Origin of the sequence: Streptomyces sp. NBC_01478 (assembly GCF_036227225.1) — a bacterium.
In the GTDB taxonomy this organism is placed as follows: Bacteria; Actinomycetota; Actinomycetes; order Streptomycetales; family Streptomycetaceae; genus Streptomyces.
In genome coordinates this window covers 8,844,266-8,861,785 of sequence record NZ_CP109444.1, presented here as the reverse complement: position 1 = coordinate 8,861,785, position 17,520 = coordinate 8,844,266, and the positions used below count along the sequence as shown (strand labels likewise).

Here is a 17,520-nt window from a genome sequence, read left to right as displayed (position 1 = left end):
GACCCGCGGGCCCTCTCTCCTCCGTAGGCCGTCGAGGCCCTGCGGAAACCATCCTGCCCCGTGATCGCACGGATACTGCCGGTTTTAGTGTGCCCGTCGAAAGCCAAACGGAACGGATCATTCCGCCCGTCTTCAGGAGCGACGGTAACGACCGAACAGGAACCCGGCCTCTTCCAGCAGGGACACCAGTTCGAAGCGCGAAGGAACCTTAACCGACGGCCCGCCCGCGATCCGCTGCGCGTCCCCCGCCACGAGCAACGGCGAGAGGGTCAGACACAGTTCGTCGAGCACCCCGGCGGCCACGAACTGCCCGAGTAGCCGCGGCCCGCCCTCGGCCAGCAGCCGGGTGTGCCCCAGCCCGGCCAGCGCCGCCACGGCCCGTGCGGGATCCACGCCCGCGCCGTCACCGGCGACGACCACCCGGGCGCCCGCCTTCCGCGCGCCCGCGATCCGGTCCGGCGGCGCCTGGGCGCCCGTCAGGATCAGCGTCGGCACCAGGGGCGAGACGAAAAGCGGAAGCGAGAAGTCCAGGTCGAGGCTCGCGGTGACGACCGCGATCACCGGGGCGGGTCCCTGCCCCGCCGCCGCCCGCGCCGCCGCGAACTCCGCACGCGCGCGTGCGGGCCGATAACCCTCCTGGCGTACCGTTTCCGCACCGACCACCACAACATCCGCCAGCGCCCGCAGAGTGCCGAAGATCCGCATGTCGGCGTCCCCGGAGATGGACTGCGAACGGCCCTCGTGCTGACCGGCCCCGTCGAGCGTGGACACCATGTTGGCGCGCAGCCAGGGGCCGCCCCCGGCGGGGTAGGCGTACGCCTCCGCCAGCTCCGGAAGCCCCCACTCCCGGTCCGCCCCACGCGCATCGGGGGCCCCGTCCGAGGCCTGGGCTGCTGTTTCGTCGGTCACAGGGAACAGGCGTCGCATGTCGTGCAGTGTGGCACGCCCCTTAGACTGCTGAACCGTGTCATCCTCCTCCGCCGCCTCCGGGATCAGCCCGATAGCAGACGCGGCCCCGCTGTCCCTGTGCGCCCGTGAGCCGTACGTCCCCGCGGACCGGCTGGTCGCCGAGATGGTGCCGCCGCCGCGCTTCGACTCGGTGCGCTTCGCCACGTACCTCCCGGACCCGAACCAGCCCAGCCAGACCGAGGCGGTCGGCGTCCTGGAGACCTTCGCCGCCGGACTCGGCGGGGCGCACGCGGCCGGCGGCGCCAAGCGCGGTTTCCTCGGCTTCGGCAAGGGCAAGGCGCCGAAGACCCCGGCGGGCCCCCGTGGCGTCTACCTCGACGGCGGCTACGGCGTCGGCAAGACCCACCTGCTGGCCTCCCTGTGGCACGCGACCCCGGCCGAGCCCGCGCTCAAGGCGTTCGGCACCTTCGTCGAGCTGACGAACCTGGTCGGCGCGCTCGGCTTCCAGCAGACGGTCCGGACGCTGTCGGGCCACCGGCTGCTGTGCATCGACGAGTTCGAGCTGGACGACCCGGGCGACACCGTCCTGGTGTCGACCCTGCTCGGCAAGCTGGTCGACGCGGGCGTGGCGCTCGCCGCCACCTCCAACACCCTGCCGGGCAAGCTCGGCGAGGGGCGGTTCGCGTCGGTCGACTTCCTGCGCGAGATCCAGGGGCTGTCGGCGCACTTCCGCTCGCTGCGCATCGACGGCGACGACTACCGCCACCGCGGGCTGCCCGAGGCCCCGAAGCCGTTCACCGACGAGCAGGTCACGAAGGCGGCGTACGCCACGGCCGGCGCCTCCCTCGACGACTTCCCGCACCTGCTCGACCACCTCGCCAAGGTCCACCCCAGCCGCTACGGCGCCCTGACCGACGACCTCAGGGCGGTCTGCCTCACCGACGTCCAGCCGATACCCGACCAGTCGACCGCGCTACGGCTGGTCGTCCTCGCGGACCGGCTCTACGACCGTGAAGTGCCCGTCCTGGCCTCGGGGTTGCCCTTCGACCAGTTGTTCAGCGAGGAGATGCTGAACGGCGGCTACCGCAAGAAGTACTTCCGCGCGATCTCCCGCCTCACCGCACTGGCCCGGGACGCCAAGGACCTCGTCGAAACCGCCTAGTTCACGCCAGCCCAGGCACGCTTTTCACGCTCTCTTCCATCGGAAACGCTCCGTTAACCCTGCAAACAACTTCACCGGGTTACCGTGTCACTTGACCAGCCGTTGACCTGGCCTTGGTCTGCACTAGGCACACGAACCGGCCGGAGGGGGGCGCATGTTCCGAGGTAGGACGGCTCGGACCGTCGTGACGCTGCTCACCGCCGTCCTGCTCGCGCTCCCGTTCTTCGCACCCATGGAATCCTTCGCACCCGCGCACACAGCGCGTCATGCGGAGGCCAAGACCCAGCCCGGGCTCAAGCTCAGCGGCAAGGCCCTGCGCGCCGAGACCATCACGTTCCGCGACTGCGGCGCCTCCGGGACCCCCACCGTCCCGTTCCGCCTGCGCGACCGCTGCCGCACCGCCGACTGCGGGCCCGAGACGCCCGCGCGCCCCCTCCTGACCGAGGACCCGGCGGCCGTACGCACATCGCCGGCGCCCGGCACGGCGCACCATCGCACATCGAGATCCTCAACAGCCCACTCCCCGGCCGCACTTCAGGTCTTCCGCTGCTGAGAGCCGGGCAGGCAGTCAGTTCCCCCACGCACACTGTCATGCAAGGCCGACGCGCCTTCGGGCGCGCCAGGAGGAGTCCACACTTCATGCAGCCCCTCATCGACAACGCCCGTACGTTCGGACAACGCCCTGAGGAGTTCGCCAAACTCGCCGAAGGCCAGTCCCCGCAGGTGCTGTTCATCACCTGCTCCGACTCCAGGGTCGTCCCGGCCCTGATCACGGGCGCACGCCCGGGCCAACTCTTCGAGCTGCGCACCGCCGGCAACATCGTCCCGCCGTACGCCTCCCAACACCCCACCAGCGAGGCGTGCACCATCGAGTACGCCGTCGAGGTCCTCGGCGTCTCCGACATCGTGGTCTGCGGCCACTCGCACTGCGGCGCGGTCGGCGCCCTGGTGCGCGGCGACGACCTGACCGCCGTACCGGCCGTGCGCGACTGGCTCACGCACGCGACCCCGAGGCCGCAGGGCGCGGTCGAGGACCCGGCCGTGTCCGAGGGCGTGCAGAGCCACGTCCTGACGCAGTTGCTGCGACTGCGCTCGTACCCGTACATCGAGAAGAAGCTGAAGGATCGTCAACTGTCTTTGCACGCCTGGTTCTACGAGGTCCACACCGGCGCCGTCCAGGTGCACGACCCGGCCGCCGACGCCTTCAAGGCCCTGTGAGCGCGCCGATGTCGACCAAGTTCCCTTATCTGCGGCAGGACTTCGCCGCCTCCCTCGTCGTGTTCCTGGTCGCGCTCCCGCTGTGCGTGGGTGTGGCCGTCGCCTCCGGTGTGCCGGCCGAACTCGGCCTGGTCACCGGCATCGTGGGCGGGATCGTCACCGGATTCATGCGGGGCAGCAGCCTCCAGGTGTCCGGGCCCGCCGCCGGTCTGACCGTGCTGGTCTTCGAGGCGGTGCGGGAGTACGGGCTGCCCGCCCTCGGAGTCATCGTGCTCACCACCGGTGTGCTCCAGATCCTCATGGGCGTCCTGAAGTTGGGGCGCTACTTCCGGGCCATCTCGGTCTCGGTCGTCGAGGGCATGCTGGCCGGTATCGGACTGGTGCTGATCGCCGGGCAGTTGTACTCGGTGGCCGGGGCGAAGGCTCCCGCCTCGGGGCTCGACAAGATAGTCGAGCTGCCCGGCGCGCTCATCGACGCCGTCGGGAGCACGAAGGCGCTGGCCTCGCTCGCGCTGGGCGCCGCCACCATCGCCGTACTGGTGCTGTGGAAGCGGCTGCCGGCCAAGGTCCGTACGGTGCCGGGTCCGTTGGCCGCCGTAGGACTGGCGACGCTCGCCGCGCTCGCCTTCGGGCTGCCGGTGGCGACCGTGGAGGTGCAGGGGCTGCTCGGGTCGTTGCAGCCGCCGCCGCTGAGCGCGTTCGGTGAGCTGGCGCAGGTCGGTGTGCTGGGCACGATCGTCGCGTTCACGCTGATCGCGTCCGCGGAGTCGCTGTTCAGTGCGGCGGCCGTGGACCGGCTGCACTCCGGCCAACGCACCGAGTACGACAAGGAGTTGGTGGCGCAGGGCGCGGGCAACGCGCTGTGCGGGATGCTCGGCGCGCTGCCGATGACCGCGGTGATCGTGCGCAGCGCGGCGAACGTGCAGGCGGGCGCGCGGACGAAGGCGTCCCGGGTCATGCACGGCGTATGGCTGCTGCTGTTCGCGGCGCTGCTGCCTGACGTCCTCGCGTACATCCCGATCCCGGCCCTGGCGGGCATCCTGGTGCACGCCGGCGCCAAGCTGATCCCCGTCCGGGAGATCGTGTCGCTGTGGCGCGAGCACCGCGGCGAGGCGCTGATCCTGGTCGTCACGGCGCTGTCGATCGTCGCGGTCAGCATGTTCGAGGGCGTGCTCATCGGCCTCGCGCTGGCCGTCGCGAAGACGGCGTGGGAGGCCTCGCACATCAGGCTGGAGGTCGTCGACAAGGGCGCGGGCCCCGTGCAGGCGTATCTGTCGGGCAACGCGACCTTCCTGCGGCTGCCGAAGATCCTCGACAGCCTGGAGGCACTCCCCCAGGACCGGCCGGTCGAACTCCACCTCTCCGGCCTGCACCACCTGGACCACGCCTGCCGTACGGCCCTGGAGAACTGGGCCGAGCGGCACAGCGCGGCCGGCACCGAACCGGTGAAGGTCACGCCGGTGGAGGTCGTGGCGGTGAAGTAGCGGCGTCGGTGCCTGCTCCGGGATGCTCGTGGCCCCGGAGCAGGCACCGGGCATACCCTGGCAGGAGCAGACACAACGGCCTCTCGACGAGGGGGTCAGGATGCTCCAGGAACTGCTGGTGGCGGGCGTGGCGGTCGGTTCCGCGTGCGTGGTCTACGTCGCTGCGGCGGCCAGGGTCGTCAAGCAGTACGAACGCGGGGTCGTCTTCCGGCTCGGGCGGGTGGTCGGTGAGGTGCGGGGGCCCGGCTTCACCACGGTCGTCCCGTTCGTGGACAAGCTCCGCAAGGTCAACATGCAGATCGTGACGATGCCGGTGCCCGCGCAGGAGGGCATTACCCGCGACAACGTCACCGTGCGCGTGGACGCGGTCGTCTACTTCAAGGTCGTCGACGCGGCGGACGCGATCATCAAGGTCGAGGACTACCGCTTCGCCGTCTCGCAGATGGCCCAGACGTCCCTGCGCTCGATCATCGGCAAGAGCGACCTCGACGATCTGCTCTCCAACCGCGAAAAGCTCAACCAGGGGCTGGAGTTGATGATCGACAGCCCCTCCATCGGGTGGGGCGTGCAGATCGACCGTGTCGAGATCAAGGACGTCTCCCTGCCCGAGACGATGAAGCGCTCGATGGCCCGCCAGGCCGAGGCCGACCGCGAACGCCGGGCCCGGATCATCAACGCGGACGCCGAGTTGCAGGCCTCCAAGAAACTCGCCGAGGCCGCCGAGCAGATGTCGGAACAGCCCGCAGCACTCCAACTCCGTCTGCTGCAAACGGTAGTTGCGGTCGCGGCCGAGAAGAACTCGACACTCGTACTCCCCTTCCCCGTCGAGCTGCTGCGCTTCCTGGAACGAGCACAGCCGCAGCCGCCCCAGCCCCCTCCGCCGCCCGCCGTGGAGCAGTAGCGTGGCCGCATGCGCCCGAGGATCGTGATCGTCGCGGTGGCCGCCGTACTGGGGAGCGTCGCCGGATGCGGGGGCGACGGAGGCGGCTCGCGCGTGCCCGCGCCCAGCGCCTCGCAACGGATCGCGGTCACGAGCACGGCGTTCGCCCAGGGCGGCACGGTCCCGCGCCGCTACACCTGCGACGGCGAGGGCGTGTCACCGCCACTGGCCTTCGCGGGAGTCCCGGCGAACGCCGCCGAACTGGTCGTGCTCCTCGAAGACCCGGACGCCCCGAACGGCACCTTCACGCACTGGCTGATGTGGGGAGTACCCCCGCACGACACCCGCCTGACGGCCGGATCGGCACTGCGGGGCGCGACCGAAGGCCGCAACGGCTTCAAGAAGATCGGCTACGGCGGCCCATGCCCGCCCCAGGGAGCCGAGCCCCACCACTACGTCTTCTCGGTGTACGCCACCGACCAGAAGCTCGCCCTCGCCACCGACGCCTCACCCGACGACGTACGCCACGCCCTGACCGGCCACACGCTCGCCTCGGGCACGCTGACCGGCCGTTACGGCCGCTGACTGGCGGGGCCCGCCCCCGCGCCGCAGGATCGAGGGAGCCGACCAGAGGGGTGCCCCATGGCCAAGAAGGGCGCGAAGCGCGAGAACGGGAAGAAGAGCCTCACCGAGCTGCTGCGCGTCCCCGCCGGAGAGCCGGTCGACCTCTCCTCCCACGACGCCGCGGGCACCCCCGGCGGCCCCGCCGACAAGGCCGCCGGCCTCAAGGACACCGCCGGGATGGGCGACCACCTCGCCGACCTGCAAGAACGTCTCTGGGCAGCGAGCACGGCAGGTGACGGGCGCCGCCTGCTCCTGGTCCTCCAGGGCATGGACACCAGCGGCAAGGGCGGCACGGTCGAGCACGTCATCGGCCTGTTCAACCCCTCCGGCTGCCGGATCAGTGCCTTCAAGGCACCCACGCCCGAGGAGCGGAAGCACGACTTCCTCTGGCGCATCAAGCGCGCCCTCCCCCACCCCGGCGAGATCGGCATCTTCGACCGCTCCCACTACGAGGACGTCCTCGTCGGCCGGGTCCGCGAACTCGCCCCGCACCGCGAGATCAACGACCGATACACCCGGATCAACCGCTTCGAGAAGTCCCTCACCGACGACGGCGTGACCGTCGTCAAGTGCTTCCTCCACATCTCCTACGACCAGCAACGCCGCCGCCTGCTCGAACGCCTCGACAACCCGGACAAGCACTGGAAGTTCAACCCCGGCGACATCGAGGAACGCGCTCTGTGGCCCGCGTACCAGGAGGCGTACGAGATCGCCCTCGCCCGCTGCTCCACCCCGGAGGCCCCCTGGTACCTGGTCCCCGCCGACCGCAAGTGGTACCGGAACTGGGCCATCAGCCGCCTGCTCCTGGAACGTCTGACGGCGCTGGATCCGCAGTATCCGAAGGCGGACTTCGATGTGGAGGAGTGCCGGGAGCGACTGCTGGCTTCGGACTGACCGCTCGTCCCGTCACTCCGTCCGTCACTCCGTGTCGATAGCTGATTAACACCTTTTATCACCATATCTTCCTACGGTGACCATTCGAGTACGACGAGTCGCCGCCGCCTGTGCACTCGGCGCCGCGCTCACCGCCTGCGGGGCCCCCTCGGCGCCCCACGCCAGCCGTCCGGCGCCCAGCGCGCCCACCGCCGTCTCCTCGCGGCCGCCCACGCTCGCACCCGGTCCCGCCGGTCTGACCCCCGTCTTCAAGAACGGGCCCCGGGTCGACGGCAAGACCGTCGCGCTGACCTTCGACGCGGACATGACCGCCGATCAGGGGCCGCGTGCGGCGGCGGGCGAGCACTTCGACAATCCCCGACTGATCGCCACGCTCCGCACGTTGAAGGTGCCGGCGACCGTGTTCATGACGGGTCGGTGGGCCGACGAGTACCCGGCCGAGGCCCGCGCCATCGGACGCGACCCCCAGTTCGAGATCGCCAACCACTCCTACAGCCACTACGCCTTCACCGGCGACTGCTACGGCCTGCCGACCGTGCCCCCGGACCGGATGAAGGCCGATGTGGAGCGGGCGTACTCGGCGTTCAAGAAGGCGGGCGTGCCGAACGCGATGCCGTACTTCCGCTTCCCCGGCGGGTGTTACGACCGGCAGGCGCTGAAGACGCTGAGCGCGGTCGGTGTCACGGCGGTGCAGTGGGACGTGGTGAGCGGCGACGCGTTCGCGAGGGACTCGGACGCGGTGGCGCAGCAGGTGTTGGAGGGTGTGAAGCCCGGCTCGGTCGTCGTCATGCACTGCACGCGCAGCGCCGCCCCGGCGACCGAGAAGGCCGTCCGCATGATCGTGCCCGAGCTGCGGAAGAAGGGGTACCGGTTCGTGAAGGTCTCCGAGCTGATCGGGGCCACGGACCGGCACCACTGAAGCGCGCGCACTCCTCTTACGCTGGTCGCATGAGCGACGAAGAGCCGGCGCCGACGTACGCGGAGTGTGTGCTGTGCCGGGAGCCGACGGAGTACCCGGAGTCGTACAAAGGGATCACGCTGTGCCCGGTCTGCGAGTGGCAGGAGGCGCAGCGCACCGCCTGTTCAGGGTGAGCGGCGGGAGGTGAGGGCGCAGGTCACGGCGGTCGCGGCCGCCGTGACCAGGGCGGCTCCGGCCAGTGGCAGCAGCGGCACCGGGACCGTGCCCGACCGCGAGCCGGTGACCAGGCCGCTGACCGCCGCCTGCGCCGGGGAACCGGTCACCACTACGGCGAGCAGCGCCGCCAGCAGCATCGCGGGCACGGCCCGGCCCGGCGAGCGCAGCAGCGGCCAGTTGGTGAGCGCGCCGACCGCCGTGCCGAGCAGGGCACAGGCCAGGGTCGCGAGCAGGCCGGCCGCGGCGGCTGCGGTGAGCGGCACCCGGGTGCGGTGATCGGCGCTCGCCGGGTCGCTGATCAGCGTGACGACGAGGGTCGCCGCCGTGCCGACCGCCGCCGCGGTGGTCAGCGCGACCAGCAGACAGGCGAGGTGCGCCCGTCCGGGACCGACCGCCGCCGCGACACAACTGCGCGCCGCGGGCGGCTCGTTGGTCGTGCAGATCCGCACCAGCCAGGCGGCGACGGGGAGCAGGGCCGCGGCCGTGTAACCGAGCGAGTCGAGCACCGGCTGGCCGCCCTGGACGCCGATGCCCAGGAACGCGGCGTACAGGATGAACGGCGGGAGCCAGCGTTGTGAGCGCAGCAGGAGGGCGGCCTGGTAGCGCAGGAGGGCTGTCATCGCCGTCACCGGGGGCTTTCGTCGTCGAGGGGGAGGTCCGGGTCCGTGTGCCGGTGCAGGCTCACCACATGCCATGGCGGGCGGGCCGTCAGCAGGGCGCGGAGCAGGACGTCCGAGTGCGGGGCGGGGACGGTCAGGCGGTGGGTACCGGGGGTCGGTTGCGTTGATGAGGTGACGAACTGCTCTGCCTCGGCGGGGAGTTGACCTCCCGGTGGGCCCTGGACCTCCACCGAGACTTGCGGACCGGACGGTGAAGTGGTCGTCTCCGTGCGGCGGTTGAGGGTTCCGTCCATGACGGTGTACGTCGCGTCGGGTGCCCCTGCGAGGCGACGCGGGTCGTGGTCGACGAAGACGACGGCTCCGCCGGCCGCGGTGCGTTCGGCCACGGCCCGTTCCAACTCCGCTCTCGCGTCCTCGTCCAGGCCCGTCCACGCCTCGTCCAGGACCAGCAACTCCGGCTCGGCGAGCAGGGCTTGGGCTACGGCGACCTTCTGGCTGCTGCCCTTCGAGAGGCGGGTCATGGGGGTGCGGGCGTAGGCCTCGGCGCCGAAGCGGGCCAGCCACTCGGCGGCGGCGCGGGGCGCTGCCGCGCGGGAGAGGCCGTGCACCGTGCCGAGGTGGGTGAGGTAGCCCTCGGCGGTGAAGGGGAGGGCCTGGGGGAAGCGTTCGGGGACGTACGCCGTGCGGGGGCGGCCGGTCACCTTGCCTTCCGTCGGGGCGTCTATGCGGGCGAGGAGGCGGAGGAGGGTGGATTTGCCGGTGCCGTTGGGGCCGTCTATGCGGGTGAGGGTTCCGGGCGCCAATTCCAGGTTTACGGCGCGGAGGATCCAGGGGCCGTGGATTCCGTAGCGGCGGCCGACGTTGTTCAGCTGTAGATCGCGTCGCATCGGGGCATTCTCTCGCAGGGGGGTGGGGTGGACATGTCGTTTCGGCGGCTGCGGGTTTGTTGTGGCGGGTCGCGCCCACGCGGCGGAGCCGCACAATGTCACAGCCCCGCGCCCCTAAGTGGGTCCTCGCAGCGGTGCTTCCAAGGGCCGAACCTCCGCCTGGCAGACTGGAGGGTGTGACCAGTGATTCCACCGTGCCCGGCGACAGTGCCGACCCTTTCCGTAACGAGCCCACCTCTCGCGACGAGGCTCCGCAGTTCGTGCTGCCCCTCGTCGTGCGGATCGAGCGGGATGCTCCCCCGGCTCGTACGGACGCGCTGGAGACCGCTGCCCGGGCCGTGTTGACGATCCTCAGTGATGAGCGGGCCGTCGGGGACGGGGAGTGGGCGCAGGTCATGCGGGACTGGCAGGACGCGCGGATCCGGAAGGTGGTCCGGCGGGCGCGCGGGGCCGAGTGGCGGCGGGCCGAGGCGCTTCCGGGCATCACCGTGACCGGGAAGTCGGCGGAGGTACGGGTCTTCCCGCCCGTCCCGCTCGACGGCTGGCCCAAGGACCTGGCCCGGCTCCAGGTCTCCGGCACCGACCTCGACGACCCCGAACCGCCGGCCGACGCGGACCCCACGGCACCGGTGATCTGGCTGAACCCCGACCTCGACATGTCGGCCGGCAAGACGATGGCCCAGACCGGCCACGGAGCCCAACTGGCCTGGTGGGAACTGTCGGACGAGGACCGGACCGCCTGGCGTCAGGCGGGCTTCCCGCTCTCCGTCCGCACCGCCGCCCCGGCCCTGTGGGCCGAACTCACCAGCAGCGGGCTGCCGTTGGTCAGGGACGCGGGCTTCACGGAGATCGCGCCGGGCTCGGCGACCGTCGTGACGGAGCATCCGGCGCTGCGGCGACGAGGCTGAATCGGCGCGCGCCCGAGACGCCCGCGCCGACCGTCGCGGAAGACGTACGGCCGTGTCGGCGGCCTGCCCGGCCGGATCGGAGCCTGCCCGGCCGGGGAGACGGCCGGTCGCCGACGCCCCTTCGGGGCCGCGTGGTCTTCGTCCGCCCGCTCAACTCGGCGCCGCCGCCACCTCCTCCTCGCCCTCGGGTGCCTCCGCCGCTGCCCGGGATCTGGCGTCGCGGCGGTCCAGCCGGCTCAGCACCGGCACCGTCATGACCGTGGTGACCAGCGCGACAAGGACGAGCGCGGTGAACAGCTCCTCGCTGACGATGCCGGCCGACAGCCCGATGTTGAGCGCGATCAACTGCATGAGACCGCGGGCGTTCATCAGGGCGCCGACCCGGACGGCCACCGCGCCGGGTTCGCCGCGCAGCCGTGCGGCGGCCCAGCAGCCGCCGAACTTGCCGACCACCGCCAGGACGACCGCGGCCGCCCCGAACAGCAGGACGGGCGGGTCGGAGAAGACGTCGAACCGGGTGTTCAGGCCGGAGTAGGTGAAGAACATCGGCACGAACACCACCTGGGTCACGGACTGGGTGGTCCGCACCAGCCGTTCGGACGCCTCGCCGCGCGGCATGGCCATCCCCACGCAGAACGCCCCGAACACGGAGTACAGGCCGCTGATGTCCGTGAACCAGGCCGCGCAGAACAGCAGGGCGAGTGTGAAGAGGAGGCGGGTGTCGTCGCCGAGGCCCGGGCGGTTCACGATCCAGGCCAGCAGGCGGCGCCCCAGCAGGAGCAGTACGGCCACGAAGAGCAGGGTGCCGCCGACTGCCTCCAGGATGGGCTTCGCCTTGCCCGAGGCCACGCTCAGCACCCCCGCCAGCATGATCCAGGCGACGGCGTCGTCCGTGGCCCCGGAAGCCAGGGCGAGTGAGCCGAACCGCGATCCGGCCAGCCCGCGTTCGGTGATGATCCGGGCCAGCATCGGGAAAGCGGTGATCGCCAGCGCGACGCCGACGAACGCCGCCGTCACCCAGACCGAGACCCCGTCGACGAAGATGCCGACATGGCCGTGGGCCACGAGGGTCAGTCCCACGCCCAGGGTCAGCGGGATCGCCACCCCCGCCGAGGAGACGGCGACGGCGGTGCCGGCCAGGCCGCGTCCCGCGTGCGCCCGGAACTCGTAACCGGCACCGAACATCAGGGCCACCAGACCGATCTGGCCGGCCACGTACAGCACCGGCTTCAGCTCGGGCGGGAAGACGTGGGCGGAGGCCCCTGGGGCGATCAGCCCGAACAGGGAGGGGCCGAGCAGTACCCCGGCGATCATCTCGCCGACCACGGGCGGCTGGCCGAAACGGCCGGCCAGCAGGACGACCAGACGGCAGGTCAGCAGAATCACGACGACGGCCAGGAAGAAGACGGGAGCGAGCTCCACGGGAGTCATGGTCTCGTCCTCTCAACGGCCGGCTGGGACAGAGGTGGCGGAGCCGCCGGACGAGGCGGCGAAATAGTTCCGGCACAGCCCCTGGCGCCGGGCGTCCCACACCATGTAGCTGCCGAGGACGAGCTGGACGAGGCTGCGCCACACGCCCTCCCACCGGTCGGCGAAGCGCATCACCGTGAGCCGGGTTCGGCTGCGGACCCCGGCCCCGGTGCGCGGGACCAGCAGGCAGGGACCGCGGCTGGGCAGCGAACGGGTGTGTTCCGCCGAGGAGTCGAGCCGGAAGCGGCGCAGGACTTCCTCCGCCGCGACCCGCATGGTGAGGACGGCGAAACCGCGCGCCGGGCAGGGACGGTTGGCGGTCACCCCGAACGGGATGAAGGCCGAGGGCCTGGTGTCCGGGTCCAGCCACCGGTCCGGGTCGAACGGGTCGCCTCCGGACCTCTGGTACTCGGGGTAGTTGAACAGCAGGACCGAACCGGCCGGGATGGGGTCGCGCCCGTCCAGCGGGATCTCCCCCGAGGTGATCCGGTGGGCCACTCCGAAGAGCGGGAAGTGCTGCATTGTCTCGTCGATCACCCGGTCCAGGAAGTCCGGGTCCTCCGCTCCGGACGCCAGACGGTCCTGCACCGGCCGGTGTGTGGCGAGGGCCAGCAGTAGATGGGCCATCGCCTCCGACATCTGCACGACCGCGGTGTTGAAGAACGTGCCCTGGAGGTAGTACGCCTGCTCTCGCGGGGTGAGTGTGGCCGGCAGCGGGCCGGGGGGCGGGTCGTGCGCGAGCCGGTCCCGCAGGTGGGCGGTGAGGCGGGCCCGGCGGTCCATGTGGCGCAGGCCGGTGCACTTCAGGGCGCTGACCACGTCGTCCGCGTTCGCGGTGATCAGGTCCCGGACGTGCCGTGGGCAGGGTGCGCGGAAGACCACCTCGTAGTAGACCTCGGCCCAGACGGGCATCATCAGATCGCGCAGTCTGACCCGGTGCACGCGCGCGTGGCCGTCGAGTTCGGCGAGCACCCGGCGGGTGCAGCGGCCGACCAGCTCCGTCCAGCGCTCACGGGACAGCCCGGCGAGGATCTGCCGGGTGGTCCGGGCCACGTCGTCGTAGCGCGGTCCTGGCTCCAGGTGCTCCTGGTGCACCTCGGGGCCCGGCGACAGCCAGTACCAGAACAGGTCGGAGAGCGCGGCGCCCCGGCTGCGGCCGTTGGCCGCCGGATGCCCGTACACCTTCTTGAACTCCTCGGCGGGCACCTCCTTGCCCGGAGCCCGGACCCCTTCCTCGCCGCCCACCCGGGCGAAGATCCGCACCCGCAGCGCGATCACGGTCCTGGGCAGCCAGTACGGCAGACCGGCCACCAGGATCAGGGCCAGACCCAGAACGAGCCAACCGGTGGGGCTCACGCGACCACCCCGCCGAATCGTCGGTCCGCCCCCGGCGTCACGGCGGGACCAGGGACAGGACCCCACGCGGGCATCCGAACCAGATCGGGTGTCAGGTCGGCGAGTCCGGAGGCCCCGCACAGGGCCAGGGTGTCGTCGAGTTCGTCCCGCAGCAGTTCGAGGAGACGCCGTACGCCCTTCTCGCCGCCCTCGGCCAGTGCCCACATCACGGGCCGGCCGATGCCCACCGCGGACGCGCCGAGCGCCAGTGCCTTGACCGCGTCGGTGCCGCGCCGTACGCCTCCGTCCAGCACGACCGGGATGCGGCCCTCGACGGCGGCGAGGATCTCGGGCAGCAGCTCCAACGTGGCGGGGACGGTGTCGAGTTGGCGACCGCCGTGGTTCGACAGCAACAGCCCGTCGACACCGTGGCGGACCGCGAGCCTGGCGTCCTCGGGGTGCAGGACACCCTTGAGCAGGATGGGCAGCGCGGTGGTACGGCGCAGCCAGTCGATGTGCTCCCAGTTCAGTTCGGGGGACATGGCGATCTGGCGCACGTGGCCGCGCTCTCCGTCGCGCAGGTCCACCAGGTTCTCGCAGCGCAGGCCCGGCGGCAGGTCGTGGAAGCCGTTGCGCCGGTTGCGCTCGCCCGCGCCCAGGACCGGGGAGTCCACGGTGACCACGAGCGCGGTGCACCCCGCGTCCGTGGCCCGCCGCACCAGCGCCTCGGTGATGTCCAGGTCGGGCTGGATGTAGAGCTGGAACCACAGCGATACGTCGTCTCCGGCCGCGCGCGCCGCGTCGGCGATCTCGCCCACCGCCACCGTGGACGCCATCGCCACGATCATGATCGCGCCGGCTGCGGCGGCGGCCCGGGCGGTCGCCAACTCCCCCTCCGGATCGACCAGTTTGTGGAAGGCGGTCGGGGAGATCAGGACCGGCAGGCTCGCCCGGCTGCCGAGCAGGCTGATACCCAACTCCCGTTCGGCGCTTCCCCGCAGCACCCGGGGCAGCAGTTGCAGCCGCCCGAACGCCGCCTCGTTGGCCCGTACGGTGATCTCGTCGCGTGCCCCGCCGGCGATGAAGTCGGCGTACACAGGGTCCAGTTCGGCGCGTGCCGCGGTCTCGAAGTCGCGGACGGTGTACTGCACGCCGCTCACCGCCCCGCCGGAGTCGGCCGACGGTCCAGCTCGCGGGCGAAGAACGCGGCCAGCGGGGCGTGGTGGACCTCCGGGTCGTCCCAGTGGTTCTCCAGGTTCTCGGCCATGTGATGGGTGCCGAGGAGTTCACCGCCGCCGTGGTGGCGGATCACCGGATGGAGGTACGCCGCGTCGAAGGCGTCGTCGACCGAGTTCTGGGCGGTGCGGCGCACGGTGATGTCGAAGGGGTCGACCTTGTCGTGGTCGGGGCCGTACTCCAGGGTGACGGTGAAGTAGTCGTCGCTGTCGGAGAGTTGGCGTTCATGGGCGTACGCGACCGGCACCTCCTCGTGGTACCCGGCCGGTTCGCCGGACGGTGTGACGATCAGGTCCCCGATGACGCCGAACTGCTGCCACAGTGCCGAGCTGCGGTTGACCCGGTCCACCACGGCGTCCGCCAGCGCGGCCGGGTCGCTCTCCAACTCCCGGTGCGGCCAGGGCTGTTCGTGATGGCGTTCGCCGAGGATGCGGCTCAGGGCCCGTACGGCGTACCGGAAGCCGTGGATGAAGCCACCGGTGGACTTCTTGAAGTCGCGCTGCTGCATGAGCGTTCCGGCGAAGTAGAGGCCGGGCACGTTCACCGACTCGTACGCCGGGGAGAGTTCGGCGAAACGGTCGTCGATGACCAGGGCGGGACCGCACTCCGGGTCGAACACCGAGGCGTCGAAGCGGAATCCGGTGCAGACGATCACCCGGTCGTAACGCAGTTCCTTCACGACCTCGTCGGCCCGGGAGAAGCTGAAGCGGACGCGGTACATGCCGTCGGGGTCCTTCTCGACGGACAGCACGTTTCCGTCCAACAGGGCGTTCTGCGACTTGAGTTGGTAGGTGTCGAGGAAGTTGTTGTTGACCGCGCGGAGATGACCGACGTAGTGGCTGTTCCAGGCCATGCGTACCGAGTGCGGGCCGGCGACATGGATGACCGCGGCCGTCTCGACAAGGTTGTCAGCGGTCTCCAGGGCGGAGTTGCCCTTGCCGATGATCAGGACGCGCCGGTCGATGAAGTCCTCGGGGTCCACGGAGACGACGGAGTAGTCCTCGGCCGTCTCGATACCGAGGATGTCGGGGATGTTGGGCCGGGTCAGTCCGGTGGCCATGATCAGCCGACGGGCGCGGTGTTCGTGACCGTGCTGATCGGTGACGGCGAAACCGTCCTCGTCCCGCCGGATCCGCTCCACCCGGGTGTCGTAGGCGATGTCCAGTTTGAACGTCTCGGCGAAATCGGCGAGATAGCGCACCAGGTCGTCGGCGTGCGGGAAATAGCGCTTGCTGTAACGGCTGAAGAGCAGGTTCGGGTCCGGGGACAGCAGGGAGTTCCAGTCCATCCGGAGGTTCAGTTCGGGATCGTCGGTGCCGTTGTACACCTTGTTGATGGAGATCAGTTGGCGGTGGCGGGGGAAGGTGCCGAAGAACGTGCCGGGAGCATGACCGCTCTCCAGGATCCGGTATCCGTGCCCGGCCGCCTGGAGTAACTGCCCGAGCTGGAGCCCGGCGGGACCGGCACCGACCACGAGGTAATCCAGACGCTCACTGTGCGTGGAGTTCACGGAACTCTCCTTCTGCTCCGGGCGGGGACATGCCTGGAGGAGGGTGGGGGGTGAGGAAGGACGGCCGCCGTCGCGTGGCGACGCGTCTTGGCCGGGCGCTGTTCCTGCGAGGCGTCGTTCGTGAGTCAGGGCACCCGGGCCCACGTGCGCGTCAGCGGTCAGCCGAAATGGTCGCGCCTCGCCGGCGGACAGAGCGATTCGGGAGCGGTCGCCGTGCGGGCCGAGGACAACATGGCCGGGCGTTCTGGCAGGGGCATTGCAGACCCTCCATCAGATTTCCCTTTGAAATCTCCATGAGCACGTTAGTGATGAGCTGTGGACATGGGCAACAGTGGCACCCGGATGACAGCAATCCGACAGGTAACCCCGTCAACTTCCGCTCTCGGGGCGGAAATTGACGCCGGTGACAACCACACGACCGACCCGGACCACCCCTGGCGACTGCCGACGGCCCGGGGTCCGGCCGGAGCGGGCCGGGTCCACGGGACGAGTGCCGGAACGCGGGCGCGGTAGTCGTCGTAGGACGCTCCGAACCGGTCGGCCATCATCCCGTCCTCTATGCGCACCCGGCGCAGCAGCCACGGCACGGCAACGGCCAGGAACACGATCCATACGCCGAAGCCGCAGGCCGGCATCCCGCCGAGGACCAGGCCGAGAAGCCCGGTGTAGATGGGGTGCCGCACTATTCGGTACGGGCCCCCGGTGCGCAGTTCGTGGTGTTCGTGGACGAGCGGGATGCCGGCCCACATGACGCCCAGAACCCAACGGGCCCACAGCAACAGCGCGGTGGAGGCGACGGCGAGCAGGGCGCCCAGGATCGCGAGTTCGGGCTGCCAGTACTGGAGGTGGCGCCAGAAGGAGTCCGGGGTGTGGCTGACCAGTAGGGAGAACGCGCAGCAGCCCGCGATCAGCAGAGCCCGCTGCGGCAGGGTGCGGCGCAGGCCTCGCGCCCAGCCGCGCGACCCGGCCTCGCCCTTCACGCCGAAGTGGACGGCGCCCGCGATCCAGGCCACGACGAAGACCGCGACACAGATACCTGTGAGAGCGACGAGTGCGGAATGGAGTGAGCCCATGGCACAAGGCTGCGCCCCGGCCTGCGTCGATCACCACCACCCACGGGTTGATTCAGCGGCTCCACCCTCGGGTGGAGATCCATGACTCACGGTTGAAGTGACTCAGATCACGATGGATCGTGGCATCGGACGGCCCTGCCGCAGCGTCCCCCATCTGAAAGTCCGCGAGGGGGAA

Annotated in this window: 18 protein-coding genes; 10 read left to right on the top strand and 8 right to left on the bottom strand. The window is 70.8% G+C overall.

What is annotated here, in order from left to right; translation table 11 throughout:
* Window positions 1-132: 132 nt before the first annotated feature.
* Window positions 133-927 carry a pyrimidine reductase family protein gene (locus OG223_RS39815; RefSeq protein ID WP_329259665.1) on the bottom strand — a complete coding sequence of 265 codons (795 nt, stop codon included), beginning with the start codon at window positions 925-927 and terminating at the stop codon, window positions 133-135.
* A 37-nt stretch (window positions 928-964) separates the two neighbouring features.
* Between OG223_RS39815 and zapE the strand changes: the two genes are divergently transcribed.
* The 9 genes from zapE (at window position 965) to OG223_RS39770 (ending at window position 8,263) form a co-directional block, all read left to right on the top strand.
* Entirely contained in the window at window positions 965-2,071 is a 1,107-nt protein-coding gene (gene zapE, locus OG223_RS39810) for a cell division protein ZapE (RefSeq protein WP_329259662.1), read from the top strand.
* Window positions 2,072-2,225: 154 nt separating this feature from the next.
* Complete coding sequence (locus OG223_RS39805; protein ID WP_329259659.1) at window positions 2,226-2,624, top strand: hypothetical protein; 399 nt, start codon at window positions 2,226-2,228, stop codon at window positions 2,622-2,624.
* A gap of 86 nt (window positions 2,625-2,710) precedes the next feature.
* Window positions 2,711-3,289: a carbonic anhydrase gene (locus OG223_RS39800; RefSeq protein ID WP_329259656.1), complete on the top strand. Its 579-nt coding sequence runs from the start codon at window positions 2,711-2,713 to the stop codon at window positions 3,287-3,289.
* A gap of 8 nt (window positions 3,290-3,297) precedes the next feature.
* Window positions 3,298-4,773, top strand: coding sequence for a SulP family inorganic anion transporter (locus OG223_RS39795; RefSeq protein WP_329259653.1), 1,476 nt, complete (start codon window positions 3,298-3,300; stop codon window positions 4,771-4,773).
* A gap of 100 nt (window positions 4,774-4,873) precedes the next feature.
* The gene (locus tag OG223_RS39790; protein ID WP_329259650.1) at window positions 4,874-5,674 is read left to right on the top strand and encodes a slipin family protein; all 801 of its coding nucleotides are present in this window, start codon (window positions 4,874-4,876) and stop codon (window positions 5,672-5,674) included.
* 9 nt (window positions 5,675-5,683) lie between these two features.
* Window positions 5,684-6,238: a YbhB/YbcL family Raf kinase inhibitor-like protein gene (locus OG223_RS39785; RefSeq protein WP_329259647.1), complete on the top strand. Its 555-nt coding sequence runs from the start codon at window positions 5,684-5,686 to the stop codon at window positions 6,236-6,238.
* 57 nt (window positions 6,239-6,295) lie between these two features.
* A complete protein-coding gene (locus OG223_RS39780; protein ID WP_329259643.1) occupies window positions 6,296-7,171 on the top strand; it encodes a PPK2 family polyphosphate kinase in 876 nt (291 codons plus the stop codon).
* A gap of 76 nt (window positions 7,172-7,247) precedes the next feature.
* On the top strand, window positions 7,248-8,090 hold the full coding sequence (locus tag OG223_RS39775) for a polysaccharide deacetylase family protein (protein ID WP_329259640.1): 843 nt from the start codon (window positions 7,248-7,250) through the stop codon (window positions 8,088-8,090).
* A gap of 29 nt (window positions 8,091-8,119) precedes the next feature.
* On the top strand, window positions 8,120-8,263 hold the full coding sequence (locus tag OG223_RS39770) for a hypothetical protein (RefSeq protein ID WP_329259637.1): 144 nt from the start codon (window positions 8,120-8,122) through the stop codon (window positions 8,261-8,263).
* Here OG223_RS39770 and OG223_RS39765 read toward each other — a convergent pair.
* Window positions 8,255-8,926 carry an ABC transporter gene (locus tag OG223_RS39765; protein WP_329259634.1) on the bottom strand — a complete coding sequence of 224 codons (672 nt, stop codon included), beginning with the start codon at window positions 8,924-8,926 and terminating at the stop codon, window positions 8,255-8,257. The two genes, OG223_RS39770 and OG223_RS39765, sit on opposite strands and share 9 nt — an antisense overlap.
* Window positions 8,927-8,931: 5 nt before the next feature.
* Complete coding sequence (locus OG223_RS39760) at window positions 8,932-9,813, bottom strand: ABC transporter ATP-binding protein (RefSeq protein ID WP_329259631.1); 882 nt, start codon at window positions 9,811-9,813, stop codon at window positions 8,932-8,934.
* Between the two features lie 176 nt (window positions 9,814-9,989).
* On the opposite strand from OG223_RS39760, the gene OG223_RS39755 reads away from it, so the two are divergent.
* Window positions 9,990-10,721, top strand: coding sequence for an aminoacyl-tRNA hydrolase (locus OG223_RS39755; RefSeq protein WP_329259628.1), 732 nt, complete (start codon window positions 9,990-9,992; stop codon window positions 10,719-10,721).
* Between the two features lie 150 nt (window positions 10,722-10,871).
* Here the strand turns inward: OG223_RS39755 and OG223_RS39750 are convergent, their stop codons facing one another.
* The 5 genes from OG223_RS39750 to OG223_RS39730 all read right to left on the bottom strand — a co-directional run bounded on the left by OG223_RS39750 (window position 10,872) and on the right by OG223_RS39730 (window position 17,345).
* Window positions 10,872-12,152, bottom strand: a complete 1,281-nt coding sequence (locus OG223_RS39750) for a cation:proton antiporter (protein WP_329259625.1) — start codon at window positions 12,150-12,152, stop codon at window positions 10,872-10,874.
* 12 nt (window positions 12,153-12,164) lie between these two features.
* Window positions 12,165-13,547 (bottom strand): cytochrome P450, encoded by a 1,383-nt coding sequence (locus OG223_RS39745; protein WP_329259622.1) that lies wholly within the window; start codon window positions 13,545-13,547, stop codon window positions 12,165-12,167.
* Window positions 13,544-14,677, bottom strand: a complete 1,134-nt coding sequence (locus OG223_RS39740; RefSeq protein ID WP_329259619.1) for an alpha-hydroxy acid oxidase — start codon at window positions 14,675-14,677, stop codon at window positions 13,544-13,546. Before OG223_RS39740 ends, OG223_RS39745 begins: the two co-directional genes overlap by 4 nt.
* Before the next feature lie 5 nt (window positions 14,678-14,682).
* Window positions 14,683-16,272 carry an NAD(P)-binding domain-containing protein gene (locus OG223_RS39735; protein WP_329259616.1) on the bottom strand — a complete coding sequence of 530 codons (1,590 nt, stop codon included), beginning with the start codon at window positions 16,270-16,272 and terminating at the stop codon, window positions 14,683-14,685.
* Between the two features lie 302 nt (window positions 16,273-16,574).
* Entirely contained in the window at window positions 16,575-17,345 is a 771-nt protein-coding gene (locus OG223_RS39730; protein WP_329259613.1) for a methyltransferase family protein, read from the bottom strand.
* Window positions 17,346-17,520 lie beyond the last annotated feature (175 nt).

Coding starts and splice junctions, on each gene's coding strand:
- OG223_RS39815 (WP_329259665.1), bottom strand. CDS start 927: ATGCGACGCCTGTTCCCTGTGACCGACGAAACAGCAGCCCAGGCCTCG.
- OG223_RS39805 (WP_329259659.1), top strand. CDS start 2,226: ATGTTCCGAGGTAGGACGGCTCGGACCGTCGTGACGCTGCTCACCGCC.
- OG223_RS39800 (WP_329259656.1), top strand. CDS start 2,711: ATGCAGCCCCTCATCGACAACGCCCGTACGTTCGGACAACGCCCTGAG.
- OG223_RS39795 (WP_329259653.1), top strand. CDS start 3,298: ATGTCGACCAAGTTCCCTTATCTGCGGCAGGACTTCGCCGCCTCCCTC.
- OG223_RS39790 (WP_329259650.1), top strand. CDS start 4,874: ATGCTCCAGGAACTGCTGGTGGCGGGCGTGGCGGTCGGTTCCGCGTGC.
- OG223_RS39785 (WP_329259647.1), top strand. CDS start 5,684: ATGCGCCCGAGGATCGTGATCGTCGCGGTGGCCGCCGTACTGGGGAGC.
- OG223_RS39780 (WP_329259643.1), top strand. CDS start 6,296: ATGGCCAAGAAGGGCGCGAAGCGCGAGAACGGGAAGAAGAGCCTCACC.
- OG223_RS39770 (WP_329259637.1), top strand. CDS start 8,120: ATGAGCGACGAAGAGCCGGCGCCGACGTACGCGGAGTGTGTGCTGTGC.
- OG223_RS39765 (WP_329259634.1), bottom strand. CDS start 8,926: ATGACAGCCCTCCTGCGCTACCAGGCCGCCCTCCTGCTGCGCTCACAA.
- OG223_RS39760 (WP_329259631.1), bottom strand. CDS start 9,813: ATGCGACGCGATCTACAGCTGAACAACGTCGGCCGCCGCTACGGAATC.
- OG223_RS39750 (WP_329259625.1), bottom strand. CDS start 12,152: ATGACTCCCGTGGAGCTCGCTCCCGTCTTCTTCCTGGCCGTCGTCGTG.
- OG223_RS39730 (WP_329259613.1), bottom strand. CDS start 17,345: ATGGGCTCACTCCATTCCGCACTCGTCGCTCTCACAGGTATCTGTGTC.